11 protein-coding genes are annotated in these 13391 nt (G+C 50.3%); 6 read left to right on the top strand and 5 right to left on the bottom strand.

Annotation, left to right across the window (positions count from 1 at the left end):
• Window positions 1–68: 68 nt before the first annotated feature.
• The gene (gene rclA / locus G4551_RS06730) at window positions 69–1394 is read right to left on the bottom strand and encodes a reactive chlorine resistance oxidoreductase RclA (RefSeq protein ID WP_003835708.1); all 1326 of its coding nucleotides are present in this window, start codon (window positions 1392–1394) and stop codon (window positions 69–71) included.
• Window positions 1395–1630: 236 nt separating this feature from the next.
• Between rclA and rclR the strand changes: the two genes are divergently transcribed.
• On the top strand, window positions 1631–2485 hold the full coding sequence (gene rclR, locus G4551_RS06725) for a reactive chlorine-specific transcriptional regulator RclR (RefSeq protein WP_003835710.1): 855 nt from the start codon (window positions 1631–1633) through the stop codon (window positions 2483–2485).
• 51 nt (window positions 2486–2536) lie between these two features.
• Here the strand turns inward: rclR and G4551_RS06720 are convergent, their stop codons facing one another.
• The 4 genes from G4551_RS06720 to G4551_RS06705 form a co-directional block, all read right to left on the bottom strand.
• Window positions 2537–5680 carry a CusA/CzcA family heavy metal efflux RND transporter gene (locus tag G4551_RS06720; protein ID WP_003835712.1) on the bottom strand — a complete coding sequence of 1048 codons (3144 nt, stop codon included), beginning with the start codon at window positions 5678–5680 and terminating at the stop codon, window positions 2537–2539.
• A gap of 11 nt (window positions 5681–5691) precedes the next feature.
• On the bottom strand, window positions 5692–6984 hold the full coding sequence (locus tag G4551_RS06715; RefSeq protein ID WP_003021947.1) for an efflux RND transporter periplasmic adaptor subunit: 1293 nt from the start codon (window positions 6982–6984) through the stop codon (window positions 5692–5694).
• 76 nt (window positions 6985–7060) lie between these two features.
• Complete coding sequence (gene cusF, locus G4551_RS06710; protein ID WP_003835715.1) at window positions 7061–7408, bottom strand: cation efflux system protein CusF; 348 nt, start codon at window positions 7406–7408, stop codon at window positions 7061–7063.
• A gap of 32 nt (window positions 7409–7440) precedes the next feature.
• Window positions 7441–8823 (bottom strand): efflux transporter outer membrane subunit, encoded by a 1383-nt coding sequence (locus tag G4551_RS06705; RefSeq protein ID WP_003835717.1) that lies wholly within the window; start codon window positions 8821–8823, stop codon window positions 7441–7443.
• A 196-nt stretch (window positions 8824–9019) separates the two neighbouring features.
• On the opposite strand from G4551_RS06705, the gene cusR reads away from it, so the two are divergent.
• The 5 genes from cusR (at window position 9020) to G4551_RS06680 (ending at window position 13362) form a co-directional block, all read left to right on the top strand.
• Window positions 9020–9703 carry a copper response regulator transcription factor CusR gene (cusR, locus tag G4551_RS06700; RefSeq protein WP_003835719.1) on the top strand — a complete coding sequence of 228 codons (684 nt, stop codon included), beginning with the start codon at window positions 9020–9022 and terminating at the stop codon, window positions 9701–9703.
• Window positions 9693–11144, top strand: a complete 1452-nt coding sequence (locus G4551_RS06695) for a Cu(+)/Ag(+) sensor histidine kinase (protein WP_003835722.1) — start codon at window positions 9693–9695, stop codon at window positions 11142–11144. The genes cusR and G4551_RS06695 overlap by 11 nt, the downstream gene beginning before the upstream one ends.
• A 125-nt stretch (window positions 11145–11269) precedes the next feature.
• Window positions 11270–11596, top strand: a complete 327-nt coding sequence (locus G4551_RS06690) for a hypothetical protein (RefSeq protein WP_003835724.1) — start codon at window positions 11270–11272, stop codon at window positions 11594–11596.
• A gap of 372 nt (window positions 11597–11968) precedes the next feature.
• Window positions 11969–12475: a hypothetical protein gene (locus G4551_RS06685; RefSeq protein ID WP_016149744.1), complete on the top strand. Its 507-nt coding sequence runs from the start codon at window positions 11969–11971 to the stop codon at window positions 12473–12475.
• 83 nt (window positions 12476–12558) lie between these two features.
• The gene (locus G4551_RS06680; protein ID WP_003835726.1) at window positions 12559–13362 is read left to right on the top strand and encodes an MBL fold metallo-hydrolase; all 804 of its coding nucleotides are present in this window, start codon (window positions 12559–12561) and stop codon (window positions 13360–13362) included.
• Window positions 13363–13391: the final 29 nt, after the last annotated feature.

The following is a 13391-nucleotide window of genomic DNA, read 5'->3' as shown; positions in this document are numbered from 1 at the left end:
ATCAGGAAATATAAAAACAAATAAAAAAGCCCCACACGGGTGGGGCAAATATGTAGACTACGCTATTATTATTTAATGAGCGAAAAGAGATCGTTTAGTGATTCGCTCATGCTTGGATGGGTAAATATTTGGTCACGCAATGTGGTATAAGGTAACCCCGCATCCATAACCGTCTTGATGATATTAATCATTTCATGAGAATCCACGCACAGCAGCGACACACCTAATATTTGTTTCGTTTCGCTATCCACCACCGCTTTAAGTACGCCACGGGTATCATTCATCACCCGCGCACGCGGGATAGCCGCTACCGGCAACGTCACGATCTGCACCGCCGCACCGCTGGCACGAGCCTGTTCTTCAGTCATTCCGACGCGGGAAAGCGGCGGCGTCATAAAGACGGAATATGGTACATTTTGACGATCACCCGTGTTACGTACCCCCTCGCCTAGCAGGTTGTCGCGCACAATACGGAAGTCATCCAGCGAGATATAGGTAAACTGTAATCCACCAGTGACATCGCCCATTGCCCATATGTTATCTGCCGAGGTACGTAGATATTTATTTACAATAATGGCACCACGGTCATTTACATCTACACCCGCATTCTGCAGCTGCAGATTTTCAGTCGCCGGTTTGCGACCCGATGCCACCAGCAGCACATCCACCGTCTGGGTACCTTCCGGCATGTGCAACTGTACTGCACTATCGTGAGAGGAGACCGATTGCACGTTGGCATTGAGGATCAGCTCAACGCCCTGGTCGCGTAAAATGTTGGCGATAGTGTCAGCAATATCCCGGTCTTCACGAGGCAAAAACTGCGGAGCTGCTTCATAAATAGTGACTTTGCTACCAAAGTTGGCAAACATCGATGCGAATTCAACGCCGATATACCCACCGCCCAAAATGCCCAGACGCTCGGGACGTTGCGTCAAATTCAACAACCCGGTGCTGTCAAATACGCCAGGCGTCGTGGTTAATCCCTCAACGTTCGGAATCGTTGACTGGGCGCCAGTATTAATAAAGATTTTCTCGCCGCTCAGTTCAACCTCACCTGTTGGCTGTACGACCCGCACTGTATGGTTATCAATGAATTCAGCACGACCTTCAATCACATCCACGTTTTCCAGATCGGCAAGATTGTGGAAGTTTTTATCGCGCAGAAAACTGACAACGGAGGTCTTGCGCTGCATCGCTGCGGCAAAGTCATGCTGAAGTTCAGCATCGTGTACCAGGGTTTTGGTGGGAATGCAGCCGATATTGATGCATGTCCCACCATACATGGTGTTTGACTGTTCAATAATCGCTACCCGCCAACCCGTTTTGGCCAGTGTTGCCGCCAGCGTTTTACCCGCTTTACCAAATCCGATAACAATCGCCTGATACTGATTCATGCTGTCTCTCCGCCATGTCACTGTTCGTTTGTTGAACTGAATTATAGGTTTAGCGATGCACGAACAATGTATCCATAACGCGCCAATTACTGTCAGATCGTCTAAAAAACCACTCTTCCCCTTCCACTCAACTTATTGAGTAATTAAACTAATACCATAAAATTATTAATAAAATTATGTGTAATAGCATTGTTTTCATCTCAATTAGCATTAGCAAAAACTGCCCAGGAGTCTTCATGGACGCACTTAGCCGATTACTTATGCTTAACGACCCGCAGGGCTCGATTGATCAAAACTGCCTGTTGAGCAGGGACTGGCAACTACCGCATGCGGCGGGTGAACTGTCCGTTATTCGCTGGCATACGGTAACCCAGGGATTCGCTCAACTGGATATGCCTGACGGAACATCTTCCACATTACGCCCTGGAACAATAGTCATTCTGCCGCAAAACTCCGCGCATCGTCTGTGCCAGACAGGGGAAGAACAAACGCATATTGTCTGCGGGAGCCTGCGATTACAGGCATCTTCACGCTATTTTTTAACCGCGCTTCCGGAAGTATTATTACTGGCGCCTGAGGAGAACAGCCCCGTCAGCCATTGGCTGAAGGCCATGATTACGCTAATGCAGGAGGAATACATCAACGACCTGCCTGGCTCCAGCATCGTTTGCAGCCAGCAATGCGCTACGCTGTTCGCGTTAACCGTTCGCGAGTGGCTCGCCCAGTCGACACCCGCTAAAAATGTGCTGAATTTACTGCTGCACCCCAGGCTTGGAGCCGTTGTATTCATGATGCTGGAGTCACCGGCTTTTGCCTGGACCGTCGAAGAACTGGCAAAACGTGCACATATGTCGCGGGCCAGCTTCGCACAGCTATTCCGTGAAGTATCAAACTCCACGCCGCTGGCGGTGTTAACCGCGCTGCGCCTGCAGTTCGCCGCCCAGATGCTATCGCGCGGTACACAGCCGTTAATCGTTATTGCCGAGTCGGTGGGTTACGCCAGCGAATCGTCGTTTCATAAAGTCTTTTTACGGGAATTTGGCTGCACGCCGGGCGAGTACCGCAAACGCGTGAAAGCGTTGACGGTATAACGCAACGCCTGCTTCGGCAGTAAAACCGAGGCAGACGAGCGCTTCAGGGCATTACTTTTGGTGGCGATGCCTGTGCAGCCACATCAGCTTATAAGCGGCCGGAATAATGAACAGAGAGAGCAATGGTGCGGTGATCATGCCGCCAATCATCGGCGCGGCTATGCGGCTCATGACTTCTGAGCCAGCTCCCGTCCCCCACAATATAGGTAACAGACCTGCAATAATCACCGCCACGGTCATCGCTTTCGGGCGCACGCGCAGCACAGCACCGTGATATAACGCTTCATCCAGCTTATCCGCCGTAAAGGTTTGCGGATTTTCCAACGCAGGTTCGGCTTCAATAGCGTGGCGCAAGTACATCAGCATCACCACGCCAAACTCCGCAGCAACACCTGCCAGGGCGATAAATCCGGTTCCGGTTGCAACCGACATATGGAACCCCATCCAGTAAAGGAACCAGATGCCGCCCACCAGCGCAAAAGGCACACTGGTGATAATCAGCAGCGCTTCACCAAAGCGACGGAAGGCCAGATAAAGCAGAACGAAGATTATCATCAGCGTCATCGGCACCATCAGTTTGAGCTTATGACTGGCGCGCTCAAGCAGCTCGAACTGCCCGGAAAACGCCACGCTGGTCCCCGGCTTTAACTGTACGTTTTCAGCGATCGCTTTTTTCAGATCGTTCACCACTGAGACCATGTCACGATCGCGGGCGTCGATGTAAATCCAGCTGGTTGGTCGCGCATCTTCGGTTTTCAGCATCGAAGGCCCCGAAACCACCGTCACGTCGGCGACATCCGCCAGCGTGATTTGCTGTTTCATGGGCGTCAGAATGGGCAGATTACGCAGCGCTTCCGGGCTATCACGATAGCTCTGCGCATAGCGAAGGTTAATCGGATAACGTGCAATCCCTTCCACCGTTTCGCCGACCATTGCGCCTCCGACCGCAGAGGTGACAAACAGTTGCACCGCGCCGACGGTCATTCCGTACCGGGCCGCTTTCTCCCGATTAATATCCACATTGATATAGCGCCCCCCGACCAGGCGCTCAGCCAGCGCCGAAGAGACGCCCGGCACGGTTCTGGCCACCTCTTCAATTTGCTCCGCCGTGGCGTCGATATCTGCCAGAACGTTACCTGACACCTTAATGCCAATTGGGCTTTTGATCCCCGTAGAGAGCATGTCGATACGGTTACGAATCGGCGGAACCCACAGATTCGCCAGTCCCGGCAAGCGTACGGTTTTATCGAGCTCGGCAATGATTTTGTCCATCGTCATCCCCGGACGCCACTGGTCCTGCGGCTTCAGTTGGATCGTCGTTTCAACCATTTCCAGCGGTGCAGAGTCTGTTGCGGTTTCTGCCTTACCGGTTTTACCAAACACGCGCGCCACTTCCGGAACGGTCATGATCAGCTTGTCGGTTTTTTGCAGCATGTCCGCTGCCTGTGCCGCTGAGATCCCCGGCAATGTCGAAGGCATATACAGCAGGTCACCTTCGTTAATCTGCGGTAGGAATTCACCACCGACTTTATTCAGCGGGTAGATAACCGTCAGTATTGAAAGCACCGCCACCAGAATGGTGGTCTTGGGCCAGTGCAATACCTTCAGCAATAGCGGATGGTAAATACGGATCAGGAAACGGTTAAGCGGGTTGCTGCTTTCTGCAGGTATTTTTCCGCGGATCCAGAATCCCATCAGGATTGGAATAACCACGATGGCCAGAAACGCCGCACCTGCCATGGCATACGTTTTGGTGAACGCCAGCGGCCCGAACAGTCGCCCCTCTTGCCCCTCAAGCGTGAAAATAGGGATAAACGACAATGTGATAATCAGCAGGCTGATGAACAATGCCGGGCCGACTTCTACCGAGGCGTCAGTAATGACCTTCCAGCGCGTTGCGTTATCCAGCTTTTCATGCGGATGCTGATGCCCCCACTCTTCCAGCCGCTTATGGGCGTTTTCAATCATCACGATGGCGGCATCGACCATCGCCCCGACGGCAATGGCAATGCCCCCCAGCGACATGATATTGGCGTTCAGCCCCTGGAAATGCATCACGATGAACGCGATACACAGCCCCAGCGGCAGGGAAATAATCGCCACCAGCGCAGAACGCAGATGCCACAGGAACAATGCACACACCAGCGCAACAACGATAAACTCTTCCAGCAGCTTGTAGCTCAGGTTATCAATGGCGCGGTCAATGAGCTGACTGCGATCGTATGTTGTAACTATTTCTACGCCTTCCGGCAGGCTACTTTTCAGCGTATCGAGCTTGGCTTTAACCGCGGAGATCACCTCACGCGCATTTTTACCGGACCGCAGAATAACCACCCCGCCCGCCACTTCGCCTTCGCCATTCAGTTCGGCGATCCCACGGCGCATTTCCGGCCCAATCTGTACGCGCGCCACATCGCGCAGGTAAACAGGTACACCGTCGGCCCCTGTTTTCAGGACGATGTTATTGAAATCATCGAGCGTTTGCAGATATCCACTGGCGCGGACCATATATTCCGCTTCAGCCATCTCAACAGATGAGCCGCCCGCTTCCTGATTCGACGTATCCAGCGCTGATTTCACGTCCGCCAGACTGATGCCATATTGCGTCAGCTTCATCGGATCAATAACGACCTGATACTGTTTAACCACGCCGCCTACCGAGGCGACTTCCGCCACGTTGGGAATCGTTTTTAACTCATACTTTAAAAACCAGTCCTGAAGAGAACGTAATTCCGCCAGATCGTGTTTCCCGCTGCGATCCACCAGCGCGTACTCAAATATCCAGCCGACACCCGTGGCGTCCGGTCCCATTTCCGCGCTAACGCCAGCCGGCAATTTTCCCTGAACCTGGTTGAGGTACTCCAGTACGCGCGAGCGCGCCCAGTAAGGATCGGTACCATCTTCGAAAATGACGTACACGTAGGAATCACCAAACTGCGAGAAACCACGCACAGTTTTCGCGCCCGGTACCGACAGCATGGTGGTGGTCAGCGGGTAGGTCACCTGATTTTCAACAATTTGCGGCGCCTGACCCGGATAGCTGGTTTTGACGATCACCTGAACATCAGAGAGATCGGGCAGCGCATCAACCGGGGTATTGATGATGGTCCAGGTTCCCCAAATACTGAGAAACAGCGCCCCCATCATCACCAGAAAACGGTTTGCCACCGAGCGGCGGATAATCCATTCAATCATTTATCATATCCTCAGTGTGAATGGGTAGCCTGGGCTGGCATGGCGGCTGCGTCTTGCGTCTTACTGTTCTGGGCGCGCATACGGTCCAGTGCGCCAGAGATATTCGCTTCGGAATCAATCAGGAACAGACCGCTGGAAACCACTTTTTCGCCTTCGGTCAGGCCGGAGCGGATAGCCGTCAGTCCTTGAGATTCATGGAATACCGCAACCTGTTTCGGCACAAATCGGCCTTCGTTATCAACGGTGATTACCCGCTGCTCGGTACCCGTATCAATTAGCGCTTTAGACGGGATCAGCAGCATTGGCTCGCTTTGTGTTTTCAGTTGCAGGTAAGCATTCATCCCGGGCTTGAGCGCCTCGTCAGGATTATCGACCTGTAAACGGAGCTGGAGCGTACGCGTGGTAGCATCAACGCTGGGTAAGATACTCCATTTGCTGATGGTGAAAGGCTTATCCGGCCAGGCGGGCACGGTGATGGTAAATTGCGAGGCATCTTTAATCAGCCAGGCGATAGATTCCGGGACCGACGCGCTGACCCATACCGGGTCCATACCCTGAATTTTCGCGACCACATTGTCTTTGGAAATGTTCATACCAGTACGCAAATCGAATGCGGTGATCACCCCATCAATAGGCGCTTTCAGGGTAAAGCGGGTCTGAATTTTACGCGTCGATTTTAAACGCTGAATATCCGCTTCAGGCATTCCAGCCAGACGTAATCTCTCCAGAATTCCTTCCACCTGCGTCGCGCTGCCGCCAGTTTCTCGCAGCAATAAATATTCGCTCTGCGCCTCAACCCAATCGGGGATAGTCAGGTCGATCAGCGGCGCGCCTTGCTTAATTTTGTCCCCCACGGTCAGTGGGTAAACCTTCTCGATAAAGCCCGCTGAGCGTGCCTGGACAATAACAAACTGGTATTCGTTATAACTAACGTTGGCCGGGAAAGTTTGCGCGTAGTGCAGTGGTCCACGACGCACTGGCTCTGTTTTCAGCCCCAAGTTCTGGGTCTGTGTAGGATCGATGCGCACGCCTGGTGATGACGCGTTCGCGGTCTCTTCATCGGCATATTTCGGGATCAGATCCATATCCATAAATGGCGATTTACCCGGTTTATCAAAACGCGTGTTTGGGTACATGGGGTCGTACCAGAACAACACTTTTCTGGCTTCTTTTGGCGAAGCCTGCCCGGTTTCAGCCGTTGCTTTTGCGGATGAATAATAAGTATAAATACCGACAGAAATAACCCCACCGGCAATCATGCCAGCAAGAATAAGCGCGGTATTTTTAATATTTAAAGACGCCATAGTGATTTCCATTGCGCGATAGTCTCACCCGCGTTCGCAAAAACCCGGGCAAGAATAAAAGAGACCAACGAGAACGTTATTTACTGATGTGAATATCGCGTAACACAGAGAGATTTCCCTGCTGAACAAACGTAAACGCGACCTTATCGCCTGGCTTAATATCATCAGCCTTCGTATCGGCAACCCGTGTAAAACGCATCGTCATGGCTGGCCAGTTCACCGCAGGAATAGGATCATGCTTGATCGTAATCTTTTTACTTCCCATATCAACAGCTTCAATCACCCCGGTAGCGCTAATGAGTTGTTCCTGTTGAGCCGCTGGCTGCATATTCATCATCTCACCATGCTGATGCTCATTGGCCTGAGCGTTAAACATGATCATAGAGAAAAGACTAAACAGCACAGCTTTGGCGGTCGTATTCATAATTGATGCTCCTGAAAGGTTAATATTAAGGATTACTCCACCCAACCGCCGCCTAAGGCAGCAAACAGCTTAATTTCATTAACCTGTTGGGCGTAATTAAGATCGAGCAGCGATTGCCGCGTAGCGAATAAAGAACGTTCTGCGTCTAATACTTCGATATAGCTAACTGCACCATTCTGATAAAGCGCTCTGGCGCGTTGTAGTGTGATTTGCAATGAATCCAGATAACGCTGCTGCCCGCTAATTTGATCGGCAATGCTTTGGCGCAACACCAGTGCATCCGCCACTTCTTTAAACGCGTTCTGAATTTTTTGTTCGTAATTCACTACCGACTGTTGCTGGCGAATTTCTGCCAGGTCGAGATTGGACTGATTACGTCCGGCGTTAAATATTGGAATATCTATTTTGGGGACAAAATTCCACATGCCGCTGGCGGCATTAAATAAACTGGAAAGATCGCTGCTGCTACTGGACACGGAACTGGTTAACGTTATAGACGGAAAAAATGCCGCCCGCGCAGCACCGATATTGGCATTTGCCGCCAATAATCCGTGCTCAGCTTCCATAATATCCGGGCGCTGCAACAGTATTTGCGACGAGAGCGATGGCGGCAGCGTTACCGGTTTAATATCCCCACGGCTGCGCGCGTGGTCATCGGGTAATTTCCCGTATGTACCCAGCAACAACTGCAGCGCGTTATTGGCCTGCGCCAGATCACCTTTACGCTTGGCAATTTCGCTACGCGTACTTTCGATCACACCGCGCGCTTGTTCCAACGCCAGTACGTTGGTGCTACCGGTTACCAGTTGCTTCTCTACAAAAGCGTAAGAGCGCTGGTAGTTTTGCAGCGTTTCTTCAGCAACTTGCAACTGCGCGTAAGCCAGACGCTGATTAAAATAACTTTGCGACACGTTGGAGATTAATGAGATGTGCACCGCCCGACGCGCTTCTTCGCTGGCAAAGAAATTCTGTCGCTCAGCTTCACTCATATTTTTTAGCCGCCCAAAGAAATCCAGGTCGAAACTAAGATTGAGTCCAGCTTCGAATTCACGTTCGGTGCTGCTATCACCTTTTAATTTACCGCTGTATGTACCACTGGAGCCTGCCGTGAGTTGCGGGTAGCGGTCAGCGTCCGTGACGCCATATTGCGCTCTCGCTTCCTGAACTTTTAGCACAGCCATACGTAAATCGCGGTTATTAACCAATGCCTCGCCAATCAGCGCCTTTACCTGGGAGTCAACGAAGAAGCTCCGCCAGCCCGTGTCCTGATATTCACCTGGAGCCGGTACCAGGGCATTCTGTTTTAAAGAAAATTGCTGCGGCACCGGCAAAGCCGGGCGCTGATAGTCCGGCGCCAATGAACAACCGGCGAGCACGAATATAGCGCTGAGAGTAAGAAGCTTAAATTTGCTCATAGTTCTTCTCGTCCTGACCGGACTGATGTCCCTAAAATGTGTAGGAATTTATAGTGCTGTACTTTAACTAAAGTGACTCTGTTTAACCGGTGACAGGAAAATGACAAAACTGTCATTTTCCCAATAACCGATTGCTATCCGATCCCGCTTCCCTAGAATTGAAAGTCCGCACAACCCGTGCGTGAAGGAGAATGCGATGAAGGTTTTGATAGTCGAAGATGAGAAAAAAACCGGTGAATATCTGACAAAAGGCCTGACGGAAGCGGGTTTTGTCGTGGATTTAGCGGATAACGGCCTGAACGGGTATCACCTGGCGATGACCGGCGATTACGACCTGCTCATACTCGACATCATGCTGCCGGATGTAAACGGCTGGGATATCGTGCGGATGCTGCGTTCCGCCAACAAAGGAATGCCCATTCTTCTCCTCACCGCACTGGGTACCATTGAACATCGGGTTAAAGGTCTGGAATTGGGTGCTGATGATTACCTGGTTAAACCGTTTGCCTTCGCCGAACTGCTGGCACGGGTCAGAACGCTGTTGCGTCGAGGCGCGGCGGTGATTGTCGAAAGCCAGTTTCAGGTCGCGGATTTAATGGTCGATCTGGTCAGCAGAAAAGTTAACCGCAGCGGTACGCGCATCACTCTGACCAGCAAAGAGTTTACGCTGCTTGAGTTTTTCCTGCGCCATCAGGGGGAAGTTTTACCCCGCTCGCTGATCGCCTCCCAGGTCTGGGATATGAATTTTGACAGCGATACTAATGCCATCGATGTCGCCGTTAAGCGTCTGCGCGCCAAAATTGATAACGATTATGAGCCGAAACTGATTCAGACCGTGCGCGGCGTGGGATATATGCTTGAGGTTCCTGATGGCCAGTAAACGATGGCGGCGCCCTTTTTCACTGGCGACACGACTAACCTTTTTTATCAGTCTGGCGACAATTGCGTCATTTTTCGCCTTTGCATGGATAATGATCCACTCCGTGAAAGTCCACTTCGCCGAGCAGGACATCAATGATTTACAAGAGATTAGCACCACGCTGGAGCGGATTATTAACCAACCTAACGAGCCAGAATCACGCCGACTGGAAACGCTAAAAAATGTGGTGGCGGGTTACTCGAACGTCATTATTTCTCTGGTAGATAGCAACCAGAAGGCCATTTTTCATTCGCCCAATGCGCCGGATCTTCGGCAATTTATCGCCAGCGCAAGGCCGGATAAAAATGCTCATGCCAGCGACGTTTTTATTATCTCAGGCCCTACACTGCAAACCTCCAGACATATCCACGGACAGAAAACATCGTCTAACTGGCGAATGATTCGTCTGCCAGTAGGAAAGCTTGCCGATGGAAAACCAGCATATACGCTGTATCTGGCGTTATCGATCGATTTTCACCTGCACTATATTAACGATCTGAAAAACAAGTTAATTATGACGGCTTCGTTGATTAGCATCATGATTGTTTTTATCGTGCTGTTCGCCGTATACAAAGGCCATGAACCGATCCGTAATGTTAGTCGTCGCATCCAAAATATCACCTCGAAAGATCTCGATGTCCGTCTCGATCCGCAGGCTGTGCCTATTGAACTGGAACAACTGGTTAGTTCGTTTAATCACATGCTCGAACGCATCGAGGACGTATTTAAACGTCAGTCGAACTTCTCGGCGGATATTGCCCATGAGATCCGCACGCCAATAACTAACCTCGTCACCCAAACGGAAATTGCGCTCAGCCAGACCCGCACCCAAAAAGAACTGGAAGATGTGCTGTATTCCAATCTCGAAGAGTTTGGCCGTATGTCGAAAATGGTGAGTGATATGCTGTTTCTGGCGCAGGCAGATAACAATCAGCTGATCCCAGAAAAAAAAGCGCTCAATCTGGCTGATGAGGTCGGTAAAGTGTTCGACTTTTTCGAAGCCTGGGCAGAGGAGCGTGAGGTTGGTTTACGGTTTGAAGGACGCGCATGCTGGGTTTCAGGCGACCCATTAATGTTACGCCGGGCAATGAGTAACCTGCTGTCAAATGCCATGCGCTATACGCCAAAAGGTGAGTCGGTAACCGTGCGGGTGAAAGAGGCGGATGGTCTGGTCCAGATAGTCGTTGAGAATCCCGGCCCCCCCATTCCCCCGCAACATCTTCCGCGACTCTTTGACCGCTTTTATCGCGTGGACCCTTCACGGCAGCGTAAAGGCGAAGGCAGCGGTATTGGTCTGGCGATTGTGAAATCGATTGTGATTGCCCATCACGGAAAAGTCTCGGTAACTTCCGATCCTTATGTCACTCGCTTTATTCTGACGCTTCCCAAGCACGCGATGTAATTTATGGTGATGACGCTTATACCTGTCATCACCTATTCTCTGACACAACCGTCATAATCCTGTCACGCCACTGACAGTCCCCATTAATTATACTTTCTTCCGTAAACCCAAACAGGAGAAATATGATGAATAAGATGTCCTCTTTTTTAGCTATCGCGTTTTTTATTTCAGTTGGCGTTAATGCGGCAGAAACACCTAAAGTGCATCAACAGGCCGCAATGGCTCATGAAATGATGAATAACAGTGATGCCTCTGCACATCAACAAATGGCGCAGGCACATGCCTCGCAGGCAAATAATTCATCGTCAACACCAACCAATGCGCAATCATTTTCACAAATGAATGAACATGAAAAAGCAATGGTTGTTCACCAATCAGTAAATAACGGCCATTCATTTGCTCATGAGATACAGGCCGAGCAGCACCGCGCACAGATCTCAACTCAAGGGTAAAGACGAGCTGTATTGACGACAATATCCATAAATACGCTAAGTTTGAATATTGTGGACTACTCTCCCCGTGCAGGCCTGTTTATATACAAGCCTGCATCCTTGTTCATCGTTAATGTCAATATTAATAATTCATTAAATCTCCCATTAAAAAGTAAAAACCTTTTAAGTCTTTATTCAGATTGTGTGAAAATCGTAAATCAACTACTTATTATGTTGCGTATCACAACATTTATCACCTCACCCTAATTATAAATTAGGATTCCCCCTGGTATGCGTCGTTAATATTTAATGGGAGACTGCCATCGTCGTAAAAATGACAGCCAAAAAGCTCGTGTTCCTATAAATAAACTTAATGATGATAGTGAGTGAAAAATGAATAAACGTCTGCTAACCCTCCTGGTCCTTGGTCTGACAACGGCCACAACGGCATATGCAATTACCCCGGCAATGCAGAAAAAATATGAACGTTCAGGTTGTACGCAAATGAGCGAACTCAATGGTTGTGATGTGAACAAATCCTATCAGTGGAACCACGATCATGGCTTTATCGAGAGCGATAACAGCCAGCAAAATCGTCATCATCGCCATGGTGAAGAGCAGCAAAATACCACAGGCCGGGATAACCACGATAATGCGGGTATTGATGGCAAATTCAGCGGAAATTACGTGGCCAAATTTGCCAATGGTCAACGCAGCGTTGATATTCACGTCGAAGATTCCGGCGTTTACGTCAATGGTAAGGAAGTGCGTGACGTAAATACCTATAAGGATACGATGACCTTCCGCGTCGGTTATGCCACTTACACCATTAAAACAAATGGTCGCGGTAGCTGGAATGACAGCGATGCAGGAAACGCTGGCAAAATTGTGCGTGAATAACAGATACCGCTAAAGAGCGCTGCGATCACAGCACCCTCAACAGCCATGCATTACAGTATGCCGTTTTAATACTGGAGTCAGACATGGCTTTGACCCTCACGGTGCTGCTTGAAAACCGACGTGCTGCTGGCGCTGGAAAAACATTACTGGCAAAGCCTGGATTAAGTCTGTTAGTTCAGGATGAAACGACCACAATATTGTTTGATACCGGGCCGGATGGCAGCTTCATGCATAACGCTGCACAAATGGGCGTGGACCTGACGCACTTAACCGCCGTGGTGCTGTCGCACGGCCATTACGATCACTGCGGCGGCGTGCCGTGGCTTGCGGATAACAGCCGTATCATTTGCCATCCCCAAATAGCCTGTGAACGATACGCCTCAGTTACTGTTGCGGGAACACCACGAAAACTTAAAAAACTCTCGCGTGATAACAACTACTCTCGATTCATCATGGAATACACCCGCGAGCCGCTGGCTATCAGCAATCGCTTTTTGTGGTCCGGGGAAATTAGCGTCCCCACGCCACAATCCTATGGTGTGATTAGCGAAAAAACACTCCAACCAGATTACATCAGTGACGAAGGCGTGTTGATCTATAAATCTGAACGCGGGTTAGTCATCATTACTGGTTGCGGGCATCGGGGAATAGAGAACATCGTACGCCATTGCCAGAAAATCACAGGGGTTAACCAAATTTATGCCCTGATCGGTGGGTTTCATTTACGTGCTGCCTCCCCCGCTAAGCTATGGCGGACCCGACAATTTATTAAGCAACTGCAACCCGAAAAACTGCTCGGCTGTCATTGTACCGGTTCGTGGGGGCGATTGTGGCTTCCGGGAACTGACGCACCGGCAACGGGAGATGTGATTGAGCTGGCTGAGTAACAACAGTAAAACGTTGCCCAAACAGTAAT

The sequence above is a fragment of the Citrobacter freundii ATCC 8090 = MTCC 1658 = NBRC 12681 genome (genome assembly GCF_011064845.1).
Taxonomy (GTDB): domain Bacteria; phylum Pseudomonadota; class Gammaproteobacteria; order Enterobacterales; family Enterobacteriaceae; genus Citrobacter; species Citrobacter freundii.
This window is presented reverse-complemented; position numbering and strand designations above follow the sequence as displayed.

Excerpts from the sequence above, each read along its gene's own strand:
- rclA (WP_003835708.1), bottom strand. The coding sequence starts at position 1,394 with ATGAATCAGTATCAGGCGATTGTTATCGGATTTGGTAAAGCGGGTAAA.
- rclR (WP_003835710.1), top strand. The coding sequence starts at position 1,631 with ATGGACGCACTTAGCCGATTACTTATGCTTAACGACCCGCAGGGCTCG.
- G4551_RS06720 (WP_003835712.1), bottom strand. The coding sequence starts at position 5,680 with ATGATTGAATGGATTATCCGCCGCTCGGTGGCAAACCGTTTTCTGGTG.
- G4551_RS06715 (WP_003021947.1), bottom strand. The coding sequence starts at position 6,984 with ATGGCGTCTTTAAATATTAAAAATACCGCGCTTATTCTTGCTGGCATG.
- cusF (WP_003835715.1), bottom strand. The coding sequence starts at position 7,408 with ATGAATACGACCGCCAAAGCTGTGCTGTTTAGTCTTTTCTCTATGATC.
- G4551_RS06705 (WP_003835717.1), bottom strand. The coding sequence starts at position 8,823 with ATGAGCAAATTTAAGCTTCTTACTCTCAGCGCTATATTCGTGCTCGCC.
- cusR (WP_003835719.1), top strand. The coding sequence starts at position 9,020 with ATGAAGGTTTTGATAGTCGAAGATGAGAAAAAAACCGGTGAATATCTG.
- G4551_RS06695 (WP_003835722.1), top strand. The coding sequence starts at position 9,693 with ATGGCCAGTAAACGATGGCGGCGCCCTTTTTCACTGGCGACACGACTA.
- G4551_RS06690 (WP_003835724.1), top strand. The coding sequence starts at position 11,270 with ATGAATAAGATGTCCTCTTTTTTAGCTATCGCGTTTTTTATTTCAGTT.
- G4551_RS06685 (WP_016149744.1), top strand. The coding sequence starts at position 11,969 with ATGAATAAACGTCTGCTAACCCTCCTGGTCCTTGGTCTGACAACGGCC.
- G4551_RS06680 (WP_003835726.1), top strand. The coding sequence starts at position 12,559 with ATGGCTTTGACCCTCACGGTGCTGCTTGAAAACCGACGTGCTGCTGGC.